The sequence below is a fragment of the Sorangium sp. So ce426 genome (assembly GCF_051475585.1).
Taxonomy (GTDB): domain Bacteria; phylum Myxococcota_A; class Polyangia; order Polyangiales; family Polyangiaceae; genus Sorangium; species Sorangium cellulosum_B.
This window is the reverse complement of sequence record NZ_CP150341.1, coordinates 2,602,132-2,625,913: the sequence shown is the minus strand read 5'-3', so window position 1 is coordinate 2,625,913 and position 23,782 is coordinate 2,602,132. Positions and strand designations below refer to the sequence as shown.

Below are 23,782 nucleotides of genomic sequence, written 5' to 3'. Positions count from 1 at the left end.
TCGCGATTTCTGGCGGTTGACGCCGAACGGCCGGCGTCAGTACCGTCCCTGGATGCGTTGCATTGCGCATTCGTTCTCGATATTTCTCACGCTCGGGGTCGCAACAGGCTTCCCGACCTCGGCCAGCGCCGATGATGCCCCCCCGAAGGCGCAACAGACTTCACGAAGTCTGCCAGCGCCGCCGATGTCCCCCCCGAAGGCGGGACCGAACGACAGCTCATCGGTGAAGGACCATGTTCGCCGTGGTCAGAGAGCGCGCAATGCCGGGCGGTGGAGCGAGGCATACGCCGCCTACAAGGCTGCTTTCGACGCCGCGGACCCGACGACCAGCACCGAGCGAGAGCGGGCGGAGATCGCCGGCGAGCTCGGCCTTTGCGAGGTCGCGTTGCACAAGTATCGCGATGCGGCCGAGCACCTTACCAAGAGCCTCGAACAGCGCGAAGCGCTGCCGGACGCGCTCGAGCGGCGATTCCAGGCAGGCCAGCGCGAGGCCGTGAAGCGCGTCGCTACGCTCGTGCTCTCGGTGGATCCGCCCGACGCCGAGGTGCTCATCGACGGCGAGCGCGTCGGACGGACTGCGCGCACCTATACGCTCTTCTTCGAGCCGGGGGACAAACACATGGTGCGGGGCCGTGCACCGGGCCACGCGGATGCGTTTCAGGGGTTCCTTGGCGTGGCGGGCGTCGAGCACGAGATGACGATGGAGCTATCCCGCGCGGCGGCGGGGAGCGCCACGGAGGCGAGCAGCACGAAGGACACCGCGCCGGCGACGCCGACCCCCTTGCACACGTTGCCCGCGGCGCGCGCGCAAGCTCCCAGCCCGTGGGCCTCCTGGCCGGGGACGCTGCGCATCACGGGGATCGCCGTCACGACGGCTGGCGTGGCGGTGGGCACCATCCTCATGATCCACGCGGGCAAGCTCGATGACGACCTGAGCGCCCGGCGTGACTGGCTCCAAAGCGAGCCGTCATCGAGCGCGTCGATGTGCTGGCAAGCGCCTCGGAACTCGCCGTGTGGCGAGCTGGCGCGCCTGCAGGACGCGCGAAACATGTTCGGCCGCGCCGGTCTGGCCACGGTGATCACGGGTGGTGTCGTCGGTGCCGTGACCGCCGCGTCATTCTTCACGGACTTCTCTTTCCTGAGATTCAAGCCGGCTCAGGATCGGGTCAACGTTTCGCCCGTGGCGAATGGGAACGAAATCGGTGCGCGAATCGAGGGGGTATGGTGAGCACGCGGGGGGCCGAGAGAATGGGTGCGCTGGCAGACCGAGGTGCCGTGACGTCGGTCGTCGCTCTCGCCGTCTGCGTGTGGGGAGCTGGCATGCTGACAGCTTGCGCTGCCTATTCCGAGGATTGCTCGGAGAAGCTAGCGTGTGCTCCCGATCCGGAGCCTCCGCCCGACCTGTGCGCGGGAGAGCCCGGCACAGCGCCAGCGCTCGACAAGTGCGGCGTGTTCGTCAGCGAGCAGGGCGACGACAACAGCCCCGGAACGAAGGGAGCTCCGGTCAAGACGCTCCAGCACGCGATCGGGCTCGCCGCGCACGGTCGAGGCCACGGCGAGGCGCCGACGCGGCGCGTGTACGCGTGCGGCGGGGTGTTCGAGGAGGCGATCTCGCTCCCCCAGGGAGTCGACCTCTGGGGCGGCCGTCTGTGTGCCGGCGGCGACTGGTCCTACGGAGGGCCGCTCGACGGGCAGAGCGCGTTGACCGTCATCGCTCCGCCCGTGGGGATCCCGGTGCGGGTCCTCGGCGTGGACGACGCGGTCAACGCAGGGAACGACGCGACGTCGGTGATCTTCGGCGTGCGCGCCGTGGCGGCCGACGCCTCCGCGAGCGACCACAAGTCGTCGATCGCGATGCTCCTGAGCTATGGATCCAGGGCAATCGTGCGGGAGAGCGAGATCCTCGCAGGCGACGGGAAGGATGGAGAGCCGGGCGAGGACGCGCCGAGCTACCGCGCGAACGCCGGCGCTTTGGGGAACGACGGCGTGGATGCGTGTACGGCGAACATGGCGCCGGGCGCCCTTCCGGTCGTGACCGTGTGCGGCGAGGGGGTCGAGTCGACGGGTGGCCAGGGGGGCGATGGAGGCCTCGAGACGGGCGATGATGGGACGTCAGGACTGCCGGAGCCGGTCGAGATTCCGGACAATCGCGGCTCGGCTGGCACCGGCGCGTCCAGCATGCCGTGCACGGTTGGAGGCCGCGGAGCAGACGGCGCCGACGCGGAGCGCGCTGCCGGAGCGGCAAGCGCTGGCCTCCTGGGTGTCGAGGGATGGGTCGGCCCCCGCGGGGAGAACGGGAAGCCGGGCGGCGTCGGTCAGGGCGGCGGCGGGGGTGGCGGTGGCAAAGGGCGCGACCCCATGAACGCGTGTCCGGCGGGTCGGCCCCAGGGCGGTGCGGCCGGCGGATCGGGGGGCAGCGGTGGCTGCGGCGGCAAGGGGGGCAAAGGGGGCGATTACGGCGGTGCGAGCATCGGGATCGTGGCCTTGCAGGGGAGCTCCCTCACGGTCGACGCCAGCACGGTCCTCGGGGCCAAGGGCGGCAATGGTGGGGTCGGCGGAACGGGCCAGTGGGGCGGATTGGGCCCCGATGGCGGCCACGGTGGGCACAGTCTTGGGCCCGACTGGTCGCGAGGCTGCGCCGGCGGCGGTGGCGGCAACGGCGGCCGCGGGGGCGATGCCGGCGGTGGTCTTGGCGGCCACTCGTTTGGCATCGGCTCCGTGGGCGCCTCGGTGGCCATCTTGGAGAACTCGACGGTCTCGCCCGGACAAGCCGGCACCGGGGGGATCGGCGGCAACGCAACCTTGGAAAGCGGGCTCGGCCAGGGGAAAGACGGGACTTCGCTGTTCTGGTACCGGTTCGATGCGCCAGACCCGGAGCCGCCTCGATGAACCGCCCTGTGCTGGCGGGGCACGTCAGGAGACGCCCATGAGGAAGACCACCGCTGCTACCTTCGTCCTTCTTTTGTCGCCGTGGGCGACCGGCTGCGGAACCGCGCCCGGCGTGAACGACCCTGGCGTGACGCCTTGTGAAGGCACCTCGTGCGAGGACGAGCCGCCTCCGGAGTCGGTCTGCGTCGAGCACGTCGCCGCCGATATCCTCGACGACGGCTGCGGCGTGTTCCTCGCCGGAAACTACGGTTTCGGCGACGACAGGAACCCCGGCACGAAGGCGAAGCCGGTGTACACCGTCGCGCGCGCCGTCGAGCTCGCGCGCGCTGGACGAGGGCGCGTGTTCCTCTGCAACGACGGATTCGTCGTGGAGGAAATCCGGGTGCCCTCCGGCGTGGATCTCCTCGGGGGCTTCCACTGCCGGAGATGGGACCGCGACCCTCTACGCCCGCGGACCACGTTTACTCACGATCGGGTCTTCGGCCCCATGGTGATCGTCGAGCCCGCGGGCCCCGAGGACACGGGGGCCGCGGACGGGGTGTCGACGCTCGCCGATCTCTACGTCCGGTCGGCGGGCCAGGTCGGAGTGCTCGTTCAGTCGAGCACGGCGATGGAGATCCTGCGGAGCGAGATCTCCGCCCGCGGTGGACTGAGAGGGAAGGCTGGCGAGAAGTGGCAGACCTCGCAACCCACCGGACCGGATGGCATGTTCGGTGGGGACGCCTGCTCGGCGGCCGTCGTCGCCGGCGGCCCTGCGGTCGTGAACCGGTGCGAGAGCGGGCTCACGAGCATCGGTGGCAAGGGAGGCGACGGGCTGCCCGAAAGCGCCGAGGATGGAGGCGACGGGGAGCCCGCCGACCTTTTGCCGCCCGCGCGCGGTGGTATCGGGGAGCGGGACAACGTCAGTTGCAGCAGCGGATCCGAGGGGGGCCCGGGGGCTCCGGGGACGCAGGGCGCGCCCGGCAAGGGCATCGGGCGCCTCACCGAGGCAGGATGGGAGGGCGACACGGGGGCCGAGGGGACCTGGGGCACGCCGGGCCAGGGCGGCGGTGGCGGCGGCGGTCGCTGGGGCGGGCTCGCCGTGTGCGGTGTGGCCTCCAAGGGAGGCCCAGCAGGCGGCTCGGGAGGGGCCGGCGGCTGCGGAGGCAGAGGAGGCCGCGGGGGAGCGAACGCACCGCCGTCCATCGGCGTCCTCGTGCTTCACGCCCGGGTGACCGTGCGCGACACCAAGATCACGGCGGACTTCGGCGGCAATGGCGGCGACGGCGGGGAACCTCAGCGCGGCGGCACAGGCGGCCGAGGCGCACCGGGCGGAACGCTCGGGGATGAACTCGCCGCCTGCTTCGGCGGCCGGGGCGGCCAAGGAGGGCCCGGCGGATACGGCGGCCCGGGGCGCGGCGGCGATTCGATCGGCGTCGCCTACCTCGACGAGGACCAGCTCACGCTCGAGGGCGTCACCATCGAGACCGGACAGCCGGGCAAGGGCGGCACCAGCTGGAACCACGATGGCAGCATGACGGTGGGAGAGAGCGGCGAGGCCCACAAGATGCTTAGGTTTCCCGAATAGCCGCGGTCACGTCACGGGAGGACGGCGCGGATCTCGGCGACGGCTACGAAGAGGCTTTGGGGGCCGAGTCCACGAGCGAACTTGCCAGGAAGCTGGAGGCCCAAGCGACCATGGAGGCTGGCGGCTCGCCTTCACCATCCCACCCGGCGACCAGCGCTTCGATCTCGCGGATGGCAGCTTCGAGTTCGCGCTTGGAAGCGATGCCGCGGGGAGTCTTCGGCTGATCCATGCGCACCCGAATTTCTGCAAGCACTCTCAATATTTCTTCTTTGCGCAGGACCCCATCTGTTGTCACGCCTCCGAAGAAAGCGCCCCGCGCCTCTGGCATCAGGCCCCACAAGATGTTGTAGAGCGCCGCCAGCACCTTGAGGACTGCGACGAATCGTCCTGTCAGGCAGCTCGCATCGACCTCTACCCCTGGCGTCCGCACTTCAGACGGCGAAGGGGGCACCCATTCATGACCGGCCGTAAACAGGCAGTCGCACAGTCTAGCCTTCCCGAGAGCCCGTGGGTTCACCGCCACATCCGGCACGAGCACGGTACCGACCTCCGGTGGCATGCGTTCACAACCGAAGGTCGCTTCGATGTCGCGGGCGATCCACTCTGCGTATGGCAGCTCATCGTCCGATAGCTCGAAGTCGATATACGACTCACTGAACGTGACACTCTTTAGTTTTTCATCATCCAAACTTAATACAAGCGCCGAATCATTCGGGCTTCGCGGAATGAAGAAATTTACACCGCCAAAGACAACCCTAAACCTCTCTGGCTGCCTCACAAACTGGACCAGGCGCCAACCATAGACGAGATAGTAAGGGACCAGGAAGCCAATGTGAAACCACAGCGTTCGGGCGCCGGTTGTATTTGGCAGGGAAACCGAAAAGGAGTAGGAAGCGTCCAGGGCTCCCGTAGGCAGGTGAAACGAATTATTCGTAACAATGCTAGAGGGGAATCGTTCTTCGATTCGACGCAGCAAGGCAGGCCAGCGTTCGTCCGCTGCCGCGCGCCGCCGCGCGGCCACCAGGCGGCCGTACTCTTCTGTTTCCTTGTAGCGCTGAACGTCGACCTGCTCGATGACATCAATCCCATGTGGGTAATATCTGTAGACGACGTCCAGCAGCTCTCTAACACTGTGCTTCATAGCCGTACCGCCTCCGCCTTGAGTTCGGGCGTAAACGCCCTCCTCCTTCTCCGTCCCATCACTGCCTCCCTTTGCCTTCGGGGGTGTCTAGGGAAGCGGGGAGAATCAGCCCATAAGCCTGGCACCGAGGCCCTCGTACTCTTTGTCTTTCTCAAACCGTTGGCGTATCTCGGTCTTGAATTTCTCGCAGAATACACCAGGTGGAAGATCGGTAAGCCCTTCTTCGTAAAATTTTGCAGCTATCCGATTCATCAGATCGGCACTGATGATCGCCGCCCTCTCCGCCGAGATCGCGCCCCAAGTCTGGGTTCGCAATGGCATCCCGATGTGAACCGTGCACGCGTCGACGCCTCGGACGCCTCGTCTGAACACTAACCCCGCCGTCGCCTCCTGCCAACCACCTGCTACGGTCCCATCGTAGGCTAAGGTCGTAACAAATTGAAACATCGACGGCTCGAACGCCGAAATGTTGCAACTCATTTGCGGAGTGCCGCTCTGCTGGCAGGGATCTGGCGGGCTCGTCGGGCTAGCTGTCGGCCTCTCCGAGCTGTCGCTCGGGCTTTCCTCCTCGTCCTCGTCCTCGTCCTCGTCTTCGTCGTCCGTTTTGTTGCACTGGATCTTGCGCTCGCTGCCGTACTCCGGTCCGCTCGGCGGCTCCGCCCCGAAGTCCCCCGACGAGACGGAGGTGAAGACAGGAACGTGCGGCCCGACTGGCCCACCTGCACCTTCGCCCTTCACCCACTCCTCGCGGGGATAGCAGTCTCCTACCGTCCAGTTGCAGGCCGCCAGCATGCAGATGGCGACAGCCAGAATCGGAAACAGAATTCTTTTTGCGTTCATTTTATACTCCATCGAAGCACGGGACCGACGACGACAAGCACGGACACGTAACCTGGGAGGACGAGGCTGCTCCCGCCGACCCAATCCACATTGGCGCTCACCGACACGCCGAGCGGTCCTGCAACGTACGCGTTGGTTTGCGCATGCGCGCCTACCGCCATCCCGGCGACGTGCCCACACAATGTGCTTCCGCAAGCCGGCATGAAGTAGAGCGCAACGGATGGGCCAGCGCTAAAATCGCCATTCTTCCAGCCAGATCCGAGAGCGGCGATGGTACTATTGTAGACACCGACCCCACCTATCTGGACTGGGGGAATAACGCTGAGCAGATCGTGAACATTTAAAATGATGTCGCCGTTGATGCGCCACGATATTCCCGCGTGCGGACTCACCGCCAGGCGCGTCACGGTGCCAGCCTGGATCCCCCCGAAGCTAATTCCGGCACTCAGCTCCGATGCGTCTGCCTGCGTCGGAACGACACTGAGCAGGAGAGCGAACACTGCCGACGATGAGATCTGCCGGTCTGTCGTCCTCATCGTCTCCCTCCCGGTCGTCCGAAACACGCGAGCAACGTGGCGACGTGGGCCATTCTTCTGATCACGGGATCGGCGTCAAACGGAATCTAGACGAGGACACTACACGGGCCAGGGGTCGTACCGTCCGGAGCGTGCGCCGGCGCGCAGCGACCTGCGCGGCATCAGCGCGTGTCGGCCTACTGGCGCCGGCTGCCTGCCCACGCCGCCGGGAGAGGGCGCTACCGGCCACGCGCCCCGGGCTGCGCGTGTCGGCTGCAAGGGCGCCCCAGCGCGGCGCCGCGCGCAGGCAGCGGTGACCGCGCGCTGTGACGGCCACGCGCGTGGCGCGGCACGACATCGCTCGCGCGGCCACGCCGCCCGCGAGCGCGGCGCCTGACGGTGGCCTGCGCGGTCGGCGGCGACGACGCGCTAGCGCTCACGCGCCTGGAGCTGCACGACGTCGCTCGCGCGTCCGTGTCGGCGCGAGCGCCACACGTCGTGGCCCCATCGGCGGGCAGCCGTGAGACCGGCCACGGATGGCCCGATGGGGCTCCGCAGGCACCGCATCGCAGCCCGGACGGTCCCGCAGCCCTCGCCGGCTGCTCGCTGGCGTCGTCGCTGTTGCCCCGGCCGGGGGGCCTCTCGGCGTCGTCGAGCTGCCGAGCCGCGCCTACGCCGATCACCACGCACCGACGATCCAGATCGCCCAGGCGCGCTATCACCTCGATCACACCGCGCGGTACTCCGGCGAGCGAAGCGGGAGAACAGACGAGCGAAGCGGGAGAACAGACGGATAAAGAGCTCGATCATGCCGTTACGCGCCCGCGCGTCTTCGATCGACGGCGCCCGCGCGACAAGGGCGGGCGCGCCGCGTGCCTCACGATTCTGCCGCGCCGCGATCACGCGCGGCTTGGACGCCCTCGCTGGCAACGAGCGACGGCCGGGCCCGACGCGCTTGAGCACACGGGCATCGACGGCCCCGAACTCGCCGGCGTCCACCTCGATCCCCGCGCGCAGCGCGGTCGCGGACCTCGGCCCTGCGGCCTGTCTGCTCGAGCGCCATGTAGCGCGCCGTCGGCGGCCCCGCGCACATGCGGCCTCTCTGGAGCGAGGAATGCGGCCTTCCTGTCTGCTCCGGCGCCATGTACGTCGCGCAGAACGGGCGCCAGCTGGCCGATGCGCGCCGTGCGGACTTCGCGCGCGAAGTCATCCAGGTGAACCTCGGCGCCGGCGACGGCTTCGCGCGCGCCGGCGTCCACCTCGACCCCGCGGCTGCTGTCTGCTCCGGCGTCAAGCAGCGCGACGCCGGCGCGATCCCGAGCTCGCGTGCGTCCATCTTGTGGCTGCAGCCGCTCCTGCGGAGCGCCCGGCGTGCCCCTTGATCTCCGCAGCCGCCCCCCAGCGTACTCAACCAGGCAGACGGCGGCGTCGATGCGGCCAGAGCTCGCCCGCCAGCATGCACTTCGCCTCGCTGGCAATGTGAGCTCAGTCGGGTGGACGGCGTCGCGAAGCATCTCCTCCAGGTAGTAGCGCCTCAAATAGTGGGCTCGGCTACCCTGCGGAGCCGCTCACGCCCGAGACGGCGCATTCTCGGGCATCACGCGCAGCATCTCTCACCTTGTGCGACCCCGCAGCGCGCCCGCCGAGCTCCGTGCACCACACGGCGGCTCTGGCCCTCCGCGGCACCAGCCCTCCGCGGCACCGGCGGCACCGGTGGCGGAGGCAGCGGTGAGCCCCCGGTCGGGGTCGCCTTCACAGCGACGTCGGTGTCTGAGGAAGGGGACCGGGTGGAGATCGATGTTCGCCCCGACGCCGGCCGCACCGAGTTCGCGGCTCATGCGAGAGCCAGCCGTTCGGCCGCACCGTCCGACCGCTCCTCTGGTACGCTCGCAGCGTGCGTCCCGCTCGCTATCCCTGCTCAGCTGCCGAGATCCTCCGATCCGTCCCGCAGCGCGACCGCACCCTGCTGCTCCGGCTCGGCCTCAACCTGGACAACCCCGCCCACGCCGAGCTCTTCGTCGAGGGTGTGCGCGCCGCGGACGACGCCATCGCGGCCCAGGTGCGGTGGGAGCGGGAGCGGCTGGGCTGATGGCCGCCCGTTCGGTTGACTGCGGGAGCGCATAGATCGCCGGCTCGGCCCAGACCTCGCATCCTGACCCGCGGAGCCCCGGACCCGGCGCCGAGGGCGATCTTCGCAACTCCGGCGTCCGGCGCGTCTTGCATCGGGTTTGATTCCCCGCGCCCCACCATGATTTCGCGCGCTTGCGCGCCGTGCGGACGACTCCCAGACGAGACACCGCCCTCCCAGAGCGAGAGCGGCACCGGCGGGAAGACGTCGCCAAGTCCCGCGTGGCCCCCTCGGCTTCGCAGATGTAGCCCTGCGTCGCCTGGACACCGGCGTAACCGGCGCGCTGCATGATCTCGAGCGGGGCGTCCCCCACGGACGGCAAGCCAGATGATGCGGCCGGTGGGCTGGTCTGAGGAACGGACAGCGAACGGGCGGGGGGGCCCGTCCTGAAGGCGCATCGGGTCCTTGGCCCGCCGGGGGACGTAAGTATATACTTTTTCGGCCAGCTTATGTGGTCAGCAGGCGGAGAGCAGTCGATACCCATGCTCGGCCACGCCCGAATCGCGTTGCCCGGTTTTCCGACAACGAGACGGTCGTCTCGTTGTCAATATTCGCGAACGTTCTGGACTCCAAGCATGACGACGCCGCCTGTACCCTCCACAGAACGCCCCACCGGGAGACCATCGCGCTTGGCGACCCTGGCATGCATCGTATTTGGAATAGTGCTGCTATCGAGCTTGATTGCTGGACTCGTCCTCAGTGACAGGGGCGCTGCCGTAGCCATCGCTGCGCCAACAATGCGACTCGCCATGGTGTTTGAAGGAGCCGACCTGTTCCGGGAGATCAAGGGCGCTGGTGTTGAGCTGAAGCGTCGCCAGGCAGAAGAGGTAACAAGAGAAGCAAAAGCAACAAATTTATTGCCTAGCCTCCACAGCGCAAACTTCAGGAGACAGCGATGACGCCTTGTGCCCAATGCGGGAGGAAGAGCTCACAGATCGCTGGCTACGGTAAGATGTCGACGTCCCCCAAACTTGAGCAGGTCCGGGCTCGCACCAGGCCCGCGTGACAGGACGAGGCGGTTCCGATGGCAGCTAGGCGTACCCCGAAGGACAATCAAGACGAGATCCTGGGTAGCAGGGTAAGCTCGCGGGCAACGGTTCTCAGAGCGGCGACGGACCTCCTTGAATCAGCGAGGGAAGATATTAGTGACGAACAGCGCTCGACTCTTCTGCGCGCTGTTGGCCTGGTTATGAACTCCGGGGTCGAAGATAGTCTCATTAAGACCGCGTCCGAGAAAAGTGGCAAGGATGTCGGAAAAGACATGACGCTGATTCACAACGCACTGCGACGGGCACTTACCACGATTGCATGGCACGGAGAGGAAGGAGGAGCCCAGCAGGCCAAATGGTTCATGGACAAGATGGCGAAGGCGGCCAAAGAGTACAGCGCGCGCACCAAGCCGACGCACCGCGAGGCTGTGTTGGGCGCCCTGAAATCGCTGAGCCACGCACGAACGATCGACCATCGCGATGTCTATTCCCCCAACTACGAAGCCATTGCACGAGCGGTACTTCAGAAGAAGCGAGCGCGCCCCGATTTTGAAGCCCAGGTAGCGAAGCTTGCTGGGCGACTGCCTCGAGACCTAGATCCTTATCTCACGGACAATGGCTATCGCCCAGATGTTGACCTCGATACTGTAGCGCAGGAGGCTTGCAAGGCGGGAGGTGTCGACCTTTACAACACGTTCAAGGCTGCAGCGAAGATGCGTGACCGCCGCTTGCGCGAGAAGCTGGGCACACAACCCGTAAGGCGTGGGCGCGGGGCGCGCCGCACCTAACGGCTACCCCATCGCGTTAGGGCGTGCGGGCGGTCACTCTGTCGTCCATGAGCACGACGCGCAGTACGAAGCCTGGACGTGGCACCCCGCCCACTCGTCGCACCCCCAGGACAAGCCAGCCCCGCGAGGCGCCGCCCCGCACCCCGAACGTGTCGATCATGGAGCGGACAACCGTGCCCCCTGCGTCCGCCGGCCCTCCGCCTTCGCATGTTTGGAAGGGCGCTTTGGCGGCCGCAGTCGCGATCGTAACCGCGAGGCGCGCCACAGCGGGCTCTGACGTGACTGTCCAGGTCGCCGCGCTTGCCTTCCTCGCGATCGTTACGCTCGTAGCGATCGTCGCGGTCGTGGCCGTGGCGCGAACACGCTGAGCTGGCTACCTGCGCGGGTCTCGACGGCCGGCGCTCGGCGTGGCAGGCAGGCCGCCTACCGTGGCAATGGGCCGCCGAACCCGGCGCTGCACCCGACGGGGCGAGCGCCAGCGCGTTCGGCGGCTTATGTGCTGCCAAGATGGGCCAGGCCGGAGGCGCCCACCCGCACGCGGGCCCGCGCCCCAACAACGGGCGGCGTCGAGACAGTCCAAGGCGAACCGCGTGGCAGGGACGATGCATTGGGGGAGGGCCGGCAATGACGGCGCGCGCTCAGGACACGGTCACGCCGCTCGCGGTCACGGCCCGTCGACGCGCCTCTTGAGGGGGGCAGTTTGTGCTACTTCCACGCCCGGACGGCTGCCCGGGTTCCGCCCGCAATGAACGAGTAGGAAACGAACCCCTGGGCAGCCTCTCCGCTCGGTGGTAGGGTCGTTACTGACCTGAGCCTATGGACGAGACCCCCAAGCCGACCGCGCCCGCTGTCCCCCGACCGATCCGGCCGAAGTACCAGGTCTTTGTCAGCTCCACGTTCGGGGATCTTGAGAACGAGCGGAAGGCTGTCACGTGGGAGATCCTCAAGTTGGGCGAGATCCCCACCGGGATGGAGAACTTCAGCGCCGAGTCCGATCGGGGCTGGAGGATCATTCAGAAGACCATCGACCGGAGCGACTACTACGTCTTGGTGCTCGCTGGCCGTTACGGTTCACCCTTCGATTCCGAGACGGGCGTGAGCTGGACGGAGCACGAGTACGACTACGCTCACGAGCACAATATCCCGGTGATTGCGTTCATCCGCAAAGATGCGGCGATCACCGGGGACAAAATGGATACGGGCAAAACTGCCAAGCGGCTCCAAGAGTTCAAGGCGAAGGTCAAGAGTCGGCACCTCGTCGAATGGTGGGACACTGAGGCCGATCTCCGCGCTCGTGTTGCATCCGCGATCCCCAAAAGAATCCGGGAGGACGAAGACGAGGGGACGCCTCGTCCCGGCTGGTATCGGGGTGGCCAGGGGGCCTCGCCTGCGGTTGTGGAGGAGATGGCGCACCTCTTGTCGGACAACCGCACCCTCCGCGAAGAGAACGAGCGTCTCAAGGCTCTGGTGGCCGCAGTGAAGGAGGTGACCACCTTCGAGGTCGAAGTGCTCGATTCCGAGGGAAATCCGCTTCCCGAGCTGACGTTCAAGTTCGTATATCAGCAGGACCCACAACATGCTGCCGGCGCATTCACGCCGCTGGAGCTTTCATCGGGATCGACTTCACCGGGACCGGCGGACTTGATGTGGTCGTCCCAAATGGTTGAGTTCAACCAGAAGATTGAAAAATATCTCGCTACGGCCGAGAACGCCAACAGGGTACGCCAGTACACGCAGGAAGTAGCGCTTAATGGAAGTACGCGCATCATATTCGCGATTCGAAGTGCCGGGGGACCCACCACCAACGATGTACGGTGCGAGATCGAATTTCCGGAGGGATTCACACTGCACTGCGGCGAGCTTCCAAATCCAAGGCTTCCTCATGATCTGCCTGAACGTCCCCGGCGCTCAGAACGAGGGCGCGGGAGCACTGCTGTCGCGACGCTCCTCGAATACGTCGGAGCGGCGGTTCCGAGAGCCGTGCCGCCGGTCGCGTCATTTTTTCATGCGCCGTCATCGAACACCGTTTATGTGGATGGGACAGCCGTCACCCTGAGTGCGAAAAAGCTACAGCATGCCAGCCGCATCGTGTTCTCGCGCTCAGACGATATTGTGACGGTTCTCACGCCCCAAAATCAGCTTCACGAAGGCGAACTCCGCTACCGTATCTTGTCCGACGAGACTAAGCCGCAAGAGGGGACGATCCCTTTCCGCATCGTTTACGAGTGAACCAACTCGAACAGGTAGGCCAACCCCGCCACCGAACAAGCCGTTGCAGCGGACGGACCACCCAGCCTCGCTCCGCTCGGCAGGGTTGGCCCGCCGCTGAACGGCAAGTCGTTAGCCCGACCTCACCACTTCGAGACGAGAACGCTCTTGGCCCTCCTGACGCCCCAAGAAGACACCGAGCTCTCGCTAATTCAAGCCGACGCTTCCGACCTTGCGCGCGTGCTCCTGGGCACTCGCGAGCATCCTGACCGAGGCGTTTTCCCTTACACCACGATGGGCCTACTCGGCCTTGTCATGGAAGAGAGCTTCCACTACCTCACCCAAAAGGGATCCGACTCCGCACTAAATCTGCCCAAGCCCGAGCTGTTTTCCAAGTTCGCCAGGAACGTCACTAAGACCCGTGCCAGGTTGAAACTCTTTGACGACACTGACGGGTATACCGACGGACTAGTCGAAGCATTGGCAGTTGCGCATGCAAAGAGCCGCGAATGGCTCAACGTGCCTCACCGCAGTTTGCTTCGCTCTTGGATTCGACATTTACAGCCAGACCTCGGGATCTACTTTCTTCACGAAGACCCTGTTGCCACAACGCACAGCGCGCTTCCAGCCGTCGGGATCACTCTTGATGAGTTGAGGGCGTTCGGCCCGGGGGATCTGGACGGCCTTGGCCGACGACTGTATGCCTTTAGTCACGAGGTCGGCGCTTACCTTGCCCAGCTATCGAACCTCTTCGAGCGTTTCGGTAAACCCATCGAATTAGTGCACAAGACTTTGGCGCTTGAGCGCGTTCGCTTCAGTCACAATGACTTCCTCGGAGCAAAGGTCTATAACACGGTCACGGAAGCGATGCGCCCGCGAGAGGAGCGATTCGCCGGCGCGGCCCTCATGGCGCAAGCTCAAATCAACTGCGCAGCCCACGCACTTCCCCTTCTCCTGGCTGACCGCGCGAATCTGCTGTTCCGCATACAGTTTCTCACGGCCTACCATGCGCGTAATACGCTATCGGCAATCATCCCGTGGTTAACCTCGGAACTGCCTACGTTCACAGAAGGGGAGACGGCGATCTTGACATCTCGCAAGCTTCGCAATCTCTGCGCGCATTATGGTCTTCGTGGCGCCGCGGTTGCGGCGATAGGGACACATGATCCGTTCTCAGTCATGATCGAGAGCCAATCGAACGCGAGCAGGGAGGATGTGGCGACCCTAGTCAGGCGGTGGTTAACGGCTGCTTCCTCCAGCCTCCGAGCACGCGTGTCGAAATCTACGCTCCGCAAGGTGCGAGCGCTTTTTGGGGATCACAATTGAAACCGGCGGGCTAACTCAGGTTTGCATCTGGCGGGTCCCAGCTGGATGCCTCGTGCCTCGCGGGCGTGGTGGAGTACCACGCCCGCGGTCTTGCCTTCAGCAAGATTGGTGCGTAGCCTGACGCGCCAGCAGGTGAAACCTCAGTCGTTAGGCCGCTTACGCGCCGAGTGCTCGACCTCCTTGTCTCTGCTGCAGCGAGCAGCCGCCACGATGGTCTCGTGGGCGATGCGAGCCGCCGCGACGTCGCCCGCGGCGAGCGCCGCTCCGGCCGGCGCTACCCGCCGCGGCGAGCGCGCTCGGCGGCGAGGTCGATGACGCCGGCAGCATTGGGTCCCGGCGCGCCGAGCAGCCGCCCGATGGTCTCGTGGGCGATGCGAGCCGCCGCGACGTCGTAAGCGCCCGAGATTGGGGAGGCGTGATGCCTCGCGGCAGGCGTGCCTTGCGTCCCTGGCGGCAGGCCGGACCGCGGACCAGCCCGGGCCCAACGTACACCCACAGCGGAACGGCCAGGGGCCGCTCGCCAGGAGCAGGGCGGCCGGGCGCCCCTCCTGCCGTCGGCAGAGGCACCGGAGGCGGCCCCGTCTTGACACCGGACGGGATCTCCGCTGGCCTCGCAAAGTGGGGTGGCCATGGGGATAGCTGGAGCGGCATCAGGAAACGGAGAGCTACGCTCCGAGCCTCTGCCGGGGTGCAATGCCATCTCTCCACGCCACCAGATAGACTGGACTTGGAGCCTGCTCGTTTTGGCCCCACCAACTAAGTAACCCCTACACAGCAGAGCGACATGGACCTGGAGTTTGAGAAAGAGATTGGCCATGGGGCTTTCGGGCGCGTCTGGCTGGCGGCAGATATGTATCTTCCCAGAAAGTACGCCGTCAAGTTCTTCGACCGCAAACCGGAAACCGCTCAGTACGACGCACTTATGCATGCTCGTTCGCTTGCAAGGGTTGAGCATCCAGCCGTTGTCCGCCTTTACAGCTTCGAGGATCAAACCCACCCAGAGACCAAGGTGAGTGCTCCAGCGCTGATAATGGAGTACATCGAGGGTGGCACCCTTGAAGACGTGCGGACCACCTTAGCTGGCCAGCACGCAGACAAGGTGGTTATCGACATGATCGCCGGCGTCGAAGCAATTCATGCGGCCGGCATTATCCATGGTGACCTTTACGACAAGAACGTCCTAATCACGCGAAGCGGCGCAAAAATCATCGACATTCTGTGTCGCCTATCACCCGAAGATTTTGGAACGCGAACGGCACGCATGAACATAAGAGATGATCTTCGCGCTCTAGCTAACCTTGTACGACAGGTACTTGAACGTCGCGAGAAGGTCGATGTTCGTGCACTCGGCGATGCCTATTATCAAGCCTTCACACACGCGGCGTCTACGAACGAGATCCGAGCGGCATATACAGCCGTCTGCCCAGGGTTGGCGGGCGCGCCAGGGTCAGCAGGCGCGGTCAGCAGCGCGAGCGACGCAGTATTAAGAGATGCAGTCGATAGAACTCGAGGGATCCGAATTTCGACGGAGCCGACTCCTACCGTTTCGAATGCCGCTGCACAGCCAAGCGCTGCCTCAACTAATGTGCCCCCTGTTCCATCAAAGGATCATGTAGGGGCTAGTGGCGACACGGCAGCACCCAAGCCTGGCGCTCAGAACCCAGGCAAGATTACAGCGGTGGCAGTACAGGCATATCGACCTGCAGAATCGACTGCATTCTTTCATGATCGCATGTGCGATGCGTTCCCCGGGGTCGTCGATACCTGCTTGGTGACGAGCCCAGGCGAGATCATAACACGACTAAAACACTTACTAAAGAACCCGCTCGAAATCGAACGGAATCAACCTATCTGGGAGGTGGGTCGCGGTACAATGGGCGTGCCGTCGTTTAAGGTGCTCAACAAAACAATAGTTTTGGTTGGGCATGAGCGCTATAGAGTATCGAAGCTTTTGGGTTACAGATCGAGGGCGTATTGGCGAGATTTTGTGCTTTTATACTGGGATGCGGATGAGCCTACTGGACTGTACCCCGTCCGAACCGCTGAGGAACTAGGAAATCGGGTCAACAGATATGGCTATTGCACTGAAGAATACGGGGTCTACGGGAAAAAACTTGTTACGCGACAGGAGTACGACGATGGTACTGTGTTTGTCAATGGCAAGCCGAAGCAAATCTCAGCCCGACTGGAGGTGCGACACTTGACGCCGGGAGCGGCATTTCTGGTGGCGCAGCGGTCGCCGCTAAACGACGTTCGCTTCGATATTGAGCGCGAGCGGCTGCTTAGTGGCCTTGTGCAGGGCAGCGTGGCTCACGAGCAACTAGTTGCCTGGGTCGAAAAGCTTCCTAGGCATCGAAGAGACGAAGAATAGCTGTATGACCGGTCATCTGACGGGGTGGAGTCAGGAGCTGTGGTACTGTACGCAGGCATCTGCGGCTTCAGCAGAGCCGCGAGAACGCCGCGCCAATCGGCAGCATCCTGGGCTTCGGTCGCCCTCGGAGACCTGCTCGCCGGCGCCGATGCGGATCCGGCTGGGAAGGCAGGAATCTACCGCATCCGACGCCACAGCTTGAGCACGGCGGCAAGGCGGCGGCCTCGACGGAGCCGCGAGAAGGCCGTTCCAGTGGGCACCCCGAGGTTCCGCGCGACCTCGCTCACCTGCTCGCCCTCGCCGACGAGGGTCAGCACCCGACCCCTCCCGGGGCTCGACCAGCCAGAGCGGCTCCAGGAGGGCACGCGCCTCGAGCTCCTCGCGGACGGCCACGTCGGCGCCGACGAGGCACTCCTGGAGCACGTCGTCGCGATCGGGCGATCGGGCGCGCGCACGCCGAACCGGGCGACCATGGCGCGCAAGAAACCGCTCTCGGCGAGGGTCGGCTCCGGGATCTGGGTCGGCGGTGGTTTGTCGGCGCGGCGGGCGGGCGCTTGGCCCTCTCCGCCGCTTGCTCACCCGGCCCGCCCGCGTTCAACCGGGCCGGCGGGCGCCGAGGAGCTGCCGGGCTCACTGGGCAACCAGCTCGGGCATTCGACCCGACTATCGACTGGATTTGGCTCGCCTCTTCGGTACCGCCGATAACTCGAGCAGCCGGCCGATCGCCTCGTGAATGACATGAGCCGCTTCCTCATCGCCGAGGGCGACGGCGCGGCTCAGGTTGCCGGCGAGCGAGGCGACCACGGCGGCCCGAGGCGACGTGTCGGCTGGCGCGAGCTCGCCAAGCTCAAGCGTCGGCGGTCGGGCCCGGGTTGGGTCGATGCCTTCCGAACGGGTGCGATCGGTGGTCTGGTGCCCCCAAGATCCCGGGGAATGCGACGGATCGCGACGGTTCGCTACCGCAAATTCGTTCCTCCAGCAAACGATGAATTGCAGCCATCTCCGGGCTTGAGAGCGCCTCCCTCCGCCCCCGCGATCATAGGCATTGCTCCAAGCTCAGCCGCCCAACAAGGGCTTCTGCTGCGGGTGGGTCTGACGCGCGCACCCACCCGCAGCAGAAGCCCTTGTTGAGCGAAGAAGTGGAGGAGACCGGAGCCGGCCCCGGAATCCGGAACCTGGATTTTGCGCACCCCGGTACGGCGCTGCCCCCATGATGAGAGCCTCGCTGCTCGCCCCGCCGGCCCCGGCCCTGGTTGGCTGGTTCGCGCCGGTCCTGACGGTTGCCGGCGCGCAGGCCGGGCACACCGCTCCGCGGTAACGGCGTGCCGTGTGGTAGGCTCCAGGCATGCCGAGCGACCTGGAAGACGTGCTGGCAGCTGCGCTACGCCTGCCTGACCACGCGCGGGCTGCTCTGGCAGCCGAGCTGCTCCAGAGCCTGGACCAGGCCGAAGGAGACGGCGATCATGTCGAGGAAGCCTGGACGGACGAGATCGAGCGCCGCCTGGACGAGGTGGATGCGGGAACGGTCACGCCGATCCCATGGCCGGAAGCCCGTCGCCGCCTCCTCGCGGCAGCCGGTGGCCGTGGCCAAGGCCGTTGAACTACAGCCAGCCGCCCTCGCCGAAGCCGAGGAGGCCGCCGTGTGGTACGCTGAACGGGATTCTGCCACGTCGCAGGATCATGGGGCCACCCCGTCGCAGGGTCATGGGGCCAGGGGGGAGACGCCGTGATCGGTCTCGACCATGCCCGAGACCGCGAAGCGTGTCGAGGTCCCCGGAGCCGGGCGCGCAGCGACCGGCGACGTCTCTCTTTTCGCAGGGTCATGGGGCCACCCAGGCCCCCGGCAGATCCCGGCAGGGTCCGCGACGCTCAGGAGCAGGCAGGTTCACCCCGCCCCCAGCGACACCCGCGCTCCCGTCGACGAGGGTGGGCGAGGCACGCCGATCGGAGCGAGGGGTCAGAGGCGCGGCCCCGGGCTCGACGTCCTCGCCGAGGCCGCAGCGGTCATCGCCGCCTGCCGCGTGGGTGGGTTGGCGGCTTGCTGCGCGCGGGCACCGGCGCGGCCGTGGTGCTCTCGTCGAGCTTCGGCTTGAGCCGCGGTCTGTACGACTCGCCGTCGATGATGAAGTCGAACGCCGCGTTCTTGAACCGATCGACGGCGCTCTGCGCGAGCAGTACGTCGTCGAACATCCCGAGCCACTCGGCCGTGTCGCGATTGCTCGTGACGATCATCGAAGCGTTGCCTGTACGTTCGAGGAAGAGCTGGTACACGTCGCGGCTCTCTTCCTTGTTCATCGCCTCGAGCGCGAAGTCGTCGAGGATGAGCAGGTCGACGGTCGTGAGCGCGACCATCTCGGCGTCGCGTGAGTTGTCGAGTCTGCTCTGGCGCAGCCTGCGCAGCATCGCGTCCGCGCGCAAGAAGCGCACGCTGTAGCCGTGCTGGCACGCGAGGTGTCCGAGCGCGTTCGCGAGGTAGGTCTTGCCCACGCCGACAGAGCCGAGGATGACGATGTGCTTGTGCTCTTCGAGGAAGCGTAGGCTCGTGAACCCGCCGAGCAGACGCTTGTCGAAGCTGACCTTCGCGGTCTTGTCCCAGAGCTCCAGGCGCATGGCCGGGTCGAGCCCGGCGTCGCGTACGCGGCTCTCCGTCGCGCTGGCCTCGCGACGCGCGATCTCGTCGGTGAGCAGCATGAGCAACAGCTCCTCGTGTCCCATCGACTGCTTCTCGGCGACCAGGAGACGCTCGCGCAGCGTCGCCGCGATCCGGCCGAGACGAAGGCGCTTGAGCGCCGTGATGAGCGCAGGGTCGACTTCGCTCGCGCTCATCACGAGTCCTCCTTGGTCGCGGCAGCCGCCGGCATGCGCGTCGCGAAGTGCTCCGTGCTGCGCGCGAACCGCGGCGTGGGCAGCGCAACGACCGTGCGCTGACCCGTGGACGGTGACGCCGGCGTCTTCGCCGTCTCGAGCATGCGCGCCACGCGCTGCACGTCGACGACATCAAACGCGAGCGCGCTCTGGCAGATCGCCTCGACACGCCCGTTACCGAACTTCTTGCACAGACGCAGCAGCGCGTAGACCAGCCGCATGCGCGTCCAGGGCAATGGCACCGCGAGCAGTCGCTCAGCGTAGACGCCGACGTGCACTCCGCACTTCTTCGCGCTCGCGATGAGCGAGGCGACGTCGCGCACCGCCGCGACGTCCTTGCCCATGGGGTAGTCGCTCGGATCGGTGGAACGCTTGCCCGGCGCGACGCGCGCGTGCACTTTCACGAGCTCCGTGCCGGCGTAGATCCTCACCGACGCGCTGTCGGCGCGGACGCGCACCGTGCTGCCGACGTGGCGGGTGGGCACGCTGTAGAGCGACCGGAGCACCTGCACGTGATGATCGGGGTGGACCTTCGCGTCGGTCCAGTGCGGCACGTCGAACGGCGCTGCCGGCGCCGGCTTCATGGCGCTCCTCTCGCGCGCCTCGAACACCTCGCGCGGTACCTCGCGCGTCGTGCCGTGGACGCGCGCGCCGGCGACGTCGCGGCACCACCGCTCAGCCGACGCGCGCGCGTCGTCGAGGCTCGTGAACGATTCGCCGTCGAACCAGCTCTCCCGCACGTAGGCGACCTGATTCTCGACACGTGCCTTGTCTCTCGGCGACCTGACACGCGCGGCATCCACGAACAGCCCGCGCGTCTGAGCGTAGTCGAGGAAGGCCGGCGCGAGCACGGGGGCGACCTCGTCGGCGCGCAGCACGATGGCTTTCATGTTGTCCGGAATGATCACGCGCGCCATCGCATCGAAGAAGCGCCACGCCGCATCCAGGCCCGCGCACACCGCCACGGTGGTCTGCTCGAACGACGGCCACACGAACTGGTAGCGGCTGTACACGAGCGTCACCACGAGCACCCACAGGTTGCGAACTCGCTGCGTCGCAGGATCGAACAGCCTGCCCATGAGGCCGAAGTCGACCTGCGCGACCTCGCCGGGCTCGGTATCCGCGACACGAACCGTCGGCGTCTTCTTGCGCCACGCGAGCTCCTCCTTGGCGAAGCGCCAGAGCGTGTCGTAGCTCGCCGTGACGCCGTGGTCGCGCTGGAGCAGCGTGTGGATTTTCCGCAGCTTCAGCGGGCGAGATTGAGCGAGCCAGGCCTCGATACGCACGCGATGCGCGTCGATCTGCTTCCTCTCGTCGCTCGCGTCGGGCACCGGGCGCGCCTGCACACGTTGGGCGATCGCATGGACCTCCTCGTCCGTCGGCTCGCGGTCGAGCGGCAGTGGCAGCGTCGCCGCGGCCTCGAAGTACCTGCCGACCGTCTTGCGATCGAACCCCGTCTCGCGCGCCACCTGACGCGCGCTCTGCCCCGCCGCACGACGGCGGAGCATTTCCTTGATGTCAACCATGATCAGCTCTCGGTAGGGCATCGGGCTCCTTCCGACGGCGACCCGCGCCGTCGTCGGAAGGAGCCCGTCTCAGATCCCGACCGCGGCGTCCCGAGCTGGCCCCATGAGGCTGCGAAAAACCTCGAAAGCTGGCCCCATGACCCTGCGAAAAACTGGGTCACGCCCCCGCGCGGGTGGCCCCATCCTCCTGCGATTGGGGTGGCCCCATGACCCTGCGAAAAACGCCGTCAGGTGGCCCCATGACCCTGCGAACTGGCACGGGATTCCACGGCTCCTTCAGCGTTACCGGCCAGCGCGGTGCCGGGGCGGACGACGCGGCTGCACGTCGCGACCACGCTGCGCACGTCCGGGGGCGTGTGGCTCCGGCTGGAGCCTCGCGCGGGCAGATGAGATCTCTACTACGGCACGATGAGCGGCACGCCGAACAACCCAATCGTGCACGGCGGGAAGTACGTGCCCACAGCGCCAAAGCGATAGCCCTATGCCTGTTTGGCCCATCCTGCCTTCGCCTCCGCAGCAAGCGGATGTGGACCGCGCCCTCGGCAGCGCGACGGCGGCGTGGCTCGTCGCGAACGATCGCCGCCGCGTTCGCGTCCCTCGTTCCGAGCTCGACGCGCTTCGCCCGCTGCTTCGCCTCCGCGGGAATACGCCTCCGCACGGCGAGGGCGCAGTTCCAGAAGAGGACACGCTGGGACCGATCACGGTGGAGCTCGAGCGCCATGGGCGGCCAATCGCCGCGCTGCGCGTGGGTGCTGACCTATCGATCCGGCTTGCGTGGGATACCGCCGCGCACGTGGACGCGCCTGCCGCGCTCCGCGCCTGGCTCACCGCGCACGGTGTAGCCGCACCGCGCCCTGAGCCAGGACGCGGCCAGGCGCCCGCAGGCCTGGCGTCAGGAGGTGCGCTCGTTCCTCCGGGGACAACCCTCGTTGCCGCAACGTCGTCGTCCTATCGCCGCCTTTGCACGGATGGCAGCCGGGTCTTTTCCATCGACGGCTGGAGGCTCGTGCGGCTGAAGAAGGACCACGGGGTCCTCGAGGTGCGCCCGGTCTTCAGGCCAGCCACACCTATCGCGATCCGCAATCGCGCGGTGCTCTTGCTCGACCCGAGCGGCAAGCGCTGCATTGTGACGGAAGAGGGTGAGTCTCGCCCAGACCTGCGACCGCTCTGTGGCCTGCCGGCGTTACGCCTTCGCCATGCGCTGCCACGCTTCACGGAGGCGCGCGACGCGGCGCTCGCCCGCCTCGTCCCGAACGACGCCGACCTGCTCCCGCTCGACCCCGGCTACGACGCCTGCGACGCCTACGAGGCGTTCGGCGGCCCGCTGCCGGCCGCGCTGCGGCTGCGCTCGTTCTGGGGCTGCGACGTTCCCCGCGGGCTCCTGCACGAGGTGCCGAAGCGCGGCGCTCCCCGGAACGTCGCGCTCGGCGGCCGCCCTGTCTGGCTGGGCGCGACCAGCACGGGCGTGCTCGTCGTCGTGGCGCGCGCTGACGACGAGGTCGCCGTCCTTGCGGTCGATGAGGGCGGCCCGGCCCGCTCGCTGGGCGCGTTCCGCGGCCGGGCGGACGACGTGCTCGCCGTGCTGCGCGTTGGCGGCGAGGCGTGGATCCACCTCGCTGCGCCGCTCGGCGACATCGTCGTGGCGCTGGAGGGTGCCGCCGGCGCATGACACCACTGCAAGGGGCACCTCTACCGCGGCACGGTCAGCGCCCCGCGCGCCGGCGGCGATCGATGAGCGCGGTCACGATCGGGAACAGCGGCAGCGCCATCAGCACGTAGAACCCCGGCTCATCGAACGCGGGCCCGCGCGGCCGGTAGATGCCGCCGCTGAGCAGGCACGTCGCGAGGTACGCCACAAGGATGGCCGCCCCGCACAGGCTCCACAGCCGCAGGTCGATCGGCGCTGGTGACGACGCACGCGCGGCCCGCGGCGTGGCCTCCGGCGCGTCGAGGACGCCGCGCCACCGCCCGACGTCCCACAGCGCCAGCCCGACCAGGCCCGCGAACATCAGCGTGACGACCGTCGCCGTCGGGACGACCGCCGTGCTCCAGCAGAACGCCAGGATCGCGCCCGTCACCGGCAGCGCCAGGAATGCGCCGGCCGTCGCGAACCGCTGCGTCATGAGCAGCGTCGCGGCCACCAGCTGGACCACGCCCACGAACGTGTAGAAGTGCCCGGTCGCGTGGAACGCGTGCAAGAACTCGTGGAACGGGCCGCGATTGCCCGGATCCGTGAACGGCTCGCCGAGGATCTTCTTCAGCCCCGCCGGCAGGAAGGCGAAGCCGATCAGGATGCGCAGGTTCACCACGGCGAGGTGCGCCCACCGGCGCTGCCGGAGCCAGGCGACCATCGCCTCGATGCGGTCCATCACGGAGTCCACGGGCCGCGCAGTGTAGCCGCCCCGCGCATAACGCCAAGGCCAGTCGAACCCGCACACCGGCGGCGAGCCGCGATCGGACGGCGCTGCTCCACGATCACGTTGAAAGACTCACCAAACTGTCCACTGGACAGACCTCGTCCTGCGGCTTCGACCGACCAATCGACTCATAGTTAGACAAACCAACCAATTTGCGCATGAAAACGACACAAGCACCGCCACTCGCGATACTGCTGTTGCACGCCGGCTGT

General features: G+C 66.7%; 18 protein-coding genes. 11 read left to right on the top strand and 7 right to left on the bottom strand.

What is annotated here, in order from left to right:
* Positions 1 to 16 precede the first annotated feature (16 nt).
* The 3 genes from WMF44_RS10045 (at position 17) to WMF44_RS10035 (ending at position 4,456) form a co-directional block, all read left to right on the top strand.
* Positions 17 to 1,228, top strand: coding sequence for a hypothetical protein (locus tag WMF44_RS10045; protein WP_437298902.1), 1,212 nt, complete (start codon positions 17 to 19; stop codon positions 1,226 to 1,228).
* 92 nt (positions 1,229 to 1,320) lie between these two features.
* On the top strand, positions 1,321 to 2,889 hold the full coding sequence (locus WMF44_RS10040) for a hypothetical protein (protein WP_437298901.1): 1,569 nt from the start codon (positions 1,321 to 1,323) through the stop codon (positions 2,887 to 2,889).
* A gap of 37 nt (positions 2,890 to 2,926) precedes the next feature.
* Positions 2,927 to 4,456 carry a hypothetical protein gene (locus WMF44_RS10035; protein ID WP_437298900.1) on the top strand — a complete coding sequence of 510 codons (1,530 nt, stop codon included), beginning with the start codon at positions 2,927 to 2,929 and terminating at the stop codon, positions 4,454 to 4,456.
* A 43-nt stretch (positions 4,457 to 4,499) separates the two neighbouring features.
* Here the strand turns inward: WMF44_RS10035 and WMF44_RS10030 are convergent, their stop codons facing one another.
* From WMF44_RS10030 to WMF44_RS10020, 3 genes are all read right to left on the bottom strand, one after another.
* Positions 4,500 to 5,597, bottom strand: a complete 1,098-nt coding sequence (locus WMF44_RS10030) for a hypothetical protein (RefSeq protein WP_437298899.1) — start codon at positions 5,595 to 5,597, stop codon at positions 4,500 to 4,502.
* A gap of 105 nt (positions 5,598 to 5,702) precedes the next feature.
* Positions 5,703 to 6,437, bottom strand: a complete 735-nt coding sequence (locus tag WMF44_RS10025; protein WP_437298898.1) for a hypothetical protein — start codon at positions 6,435 to 6,437, stop codon at positions 5,703 to 5,705.
* The gene (locus WMF44_RS10020) at positions 6,434 to 6,973 is read right to left on the bottom strand and encodes a hypothetical protein (protein WP_437298897.1); all 540 of its coding nucleotides are present in this window, start codon (positions 6,971 to 6,973) and stop codon (positions 6,434 to 6,436) included. Before WMF44_RS10020 ends, WMF44_RS10025 begins: the two co-directional genes overlap by 4 nt.
* Before the next feature lie 1,121 nt (positions 6,974 to 8,094).
* On the opposite strand from WMF44_RS10020, the gene WMF44_RS10015 reads away from it, so the two are divergent.
* The 6 genes from WMF44_RS10015 to WMF44_RS09990 all read left to right on the top strand — a co-directional run bounded on the left by WMF44_RS10015 (position 8,095) and on the right by WMF44_RS09990 (position 16,762).
* Positions 8,095 to 8,334 (top strand): hypothetical protein, encoded by a 240-nt coding sequence (locus WMF44_RS10015; RefSeq protein ID WP_437298896.1) that lies wholly within the window; start codon positions 8,095 to 8,097, stop codon positions 8,332 to 8,334.
* A gap of 512 nt (positions 8,335 to 8,846) precedes the next feature.
* Complete coding sequence (locus WMF44_RS10010; protein WP_437298895.1) at positions 8,847 to 9,041, top strand: hypothetical protein; 195 nt, start codon at positions 8,847 to 8,849, stop codon at positions 9,039 to 9,041.
* Positions 9,042 to 10,269: 1,228 nt separating this feature from the next.
* A complete protein-coding gene (locus WMF44_RS10005; protein WP_437298894.1) occupies positions 10,270 to 10,857 on the top strand; it encodes a hypothetical protein in 588 nt (195 codons plus the stop codon).
* An 816-nt stretch (positions 10,858 to 11,673) separates the two neighbouring features.
* Positions 11,674 to 13,086, top strand: coding sequence for a DUF4062 domain-containing protein (locus tag WMF44_RS10000; RefSeq protein WP_437298893.1), 1,413 nt, complete (start codon positions 11,674 to 11,676; stop codon positions 13,084 to 13,086).
* Between the two features lie 294 nt (positions 13,087 to 13,380).
* A complete protein-coding gene (locus tag WMF44_RS09995; RefSeq protein ID WP_437298892.1) occupies positions 13,381 to 14,391 on the top strand; it encodes a hypothetical protein in 1,011 nt (336 codons plus the stop codon).
* 784 nt (positions 14,392 to 15,175) lie between these two features.
* Entirely contained in the window at positions 15,176 to 16,762 is a 1,587-nt protein-coding gene (locus WMF44_RS09990; RefSeq protein ID WP_437298891.1) for a protein kinase domain-containing protein, read from the top strand.
* Between the two features lie 176 nt (positions 16,763 to 16,938).
* Here WMF44_RS09990 and WMF44_RS09985 read toward each other — a convergent pair whose 3' ends face one another.
* Positions 16,939 to 17,079: a hypothetical protein gene (locus WMF44_RS09985; protein WP_437298890.1), complete on the bottom strand. Its 141-nt coding sequence runs from the start codon at positions 17,077 to 17,079 to the stop codon at positions 16,939 to 16,941.
* 1,028 nt (positions 17,080 to 18,107) lie between these two features.
* On the opposite strand from WMF44_RS09985, the gene WMF44_RS09980 reads away from it, so the two are divergent.
* Entirely contained in the window at positions 18,108 to 18,362 is a 255-nt protein-coding gene (locus WMF44_RS09980; RefSeq protein WP_437298889.1) for an addiction module protein, read from the top strand.
* 404 nt (positions 18,363 to 18,766) lie between these two features.
* Here WMF44_RS09980 and WMF44_RS09975 read toward each other — a convergent pair whose 3' ends face one another.
* Positions 18,767 to 19,588 (bottom strand): ATP-binding protein, encoded by an 822-nt coding sequence (locus WMF44_RS09975; RefSeq protein ID WP_437298888.1) that lies wholly within the window; start codon positions 19,586 to 19,588, stop codon positions 18,767 to 18,769.
* Entirely contained in the window at positions 19,588 to 21,153 is a 1,566-nt protein-coding gene (gene istA, locus WMF44_RS09970) for an IS21 family transposase (RefSeq protein ID WP_437296944.1), read from the bottom strand. The genes WMF44_RS09975 and istA overlap by 1 nt, the downstream gene beginning before the upstream one ends.
* Before the next feature lie 1,006 nt (positions 21,154 to 22,159).
* Here istA and WMF44_RS09965 point away from each other — a divergent pair.
* Positions 22,160 to 22,822, top strand: coding sequence for a hypothetical protein (locus tag WMF44_RS09965; protein ID WP_437298887.1), 663 nt, complete (start codon positions 22,160 to 22,162; stop codon positions 22,820 to 22,822).
* A 34-nt stretch (positions 22,823 to 22,856) separates the two neighbouring features.
* On the opposite strand, the gene WMF44_RS09960 is transcribed toward WMF44_RS09965, so the two are convergent.
* The gene (locus WMF44_RS09960) at positions 22,857 to 23,534 is read right to left on the bottom strand and encodes a hypothetical protein (RefSeq protein WP_437298886.1); all 678 of its coding nucleotides are present in this window, start codon (positions 23,532 to 23,534) and stop codon (positions 22,857 to 22,859) included.
* Positions 23,535 to 23,782 lie beyond the last annotated feature (248 nt).

Bases quoted from the DNA above. Each gene is read 5' to 3' on its own strand.
- WMF44_RS10040 (WP_437298901.1), top strand. From the start codon at position 1,321: ATGCTGACAGCTTGCGCTGCCTATTCCGAGGATTGCTCGGAGAAGCTA.
- WMF44_RS10035 (WP_437298900.1), top strand. From the start codon at position 2,927: ATGAGGAAGACCACCGCTGCTACCTTCGTCCTTCTTTTGTCGCCGTGG.
- WMF44_RS10030 (WP_437298899.1), bottom strand. From the start codon at position 5,597: ATGAAGCACAGTGTTAGAGAGCTGCTGGACGTCGTCTACAGATATTAC.
- WMF44_RS10025 (WP_437298898.1), bottom strand. From the start codon at position 6,437: ATGAACGCAAAAAGAATTCTGTTTCCGATTCTGGCTGTCGCCATCTGC.
- WMF44_RS10020 (WP_437298897.1), bottom strand. From the start codon at position 6,973: ATGAGGACGACAGACCGGCAGATCTCATCGTCGGCAGTGTTCGCTCTC.
- WMF44_RS10015 (WP_437298896.1), top strand. From the start codon at position 8,095: ATGTACGTCGCGCAGAACGGGCGCCAGCTGGCCGATGCGCGCCGTGCG.
- WMF44_RS10005 (WP_437298894.1), top strand. From the start codon at position 10,270: ATGAACTCCGGGGTCGAAGATAGTCTCATTAAGACCGCGTCCGAGAAA.
- WMF44_RS10000 (WP_437298893.1), top strand. From the start codon at position 11,674: ATGGACGAGACCCCCAAGCCGACCGCGCCCGCTGTCCCCCGACCGATC.
- WMF44_RS09995 (WP_437298892.1), top strand. From the start codon at position 13,381: ATGGAAGAGAGCTTCCACTACCTCACCCAAAAGGGATCCGACTCCGCA.
- WMF44_RS09990 (WP_437298891.1), top strand. From the start codon at position 15,176: ATGGACCTGGAGTTTGAGAAAGAGATTGGCCATGGGGCTTTCGGGCGC.
- WMF44_RS09980 (WP_437298889.1), top strand. From the start codon at position 18,108: ATGCCGAGCGACCTGGAAGACGTGCTGGCAGCTGCGCTACGCCTGCCT.
- WMF44_RS09975 (WP_437298888.1), bottom strand. From the start codon at position 19,588: ATGAGCGCGAGCGAAGTCGACCCTGCGCTCATCACGGCGCTCAAGCGC.
- istA (WP_437296944.1), bottom strand. From the start codon at position 21,153: ATGGTTGACATCAAGGAAATGCTCCGCCGTCGTGCGGCGGGGCAGAGC.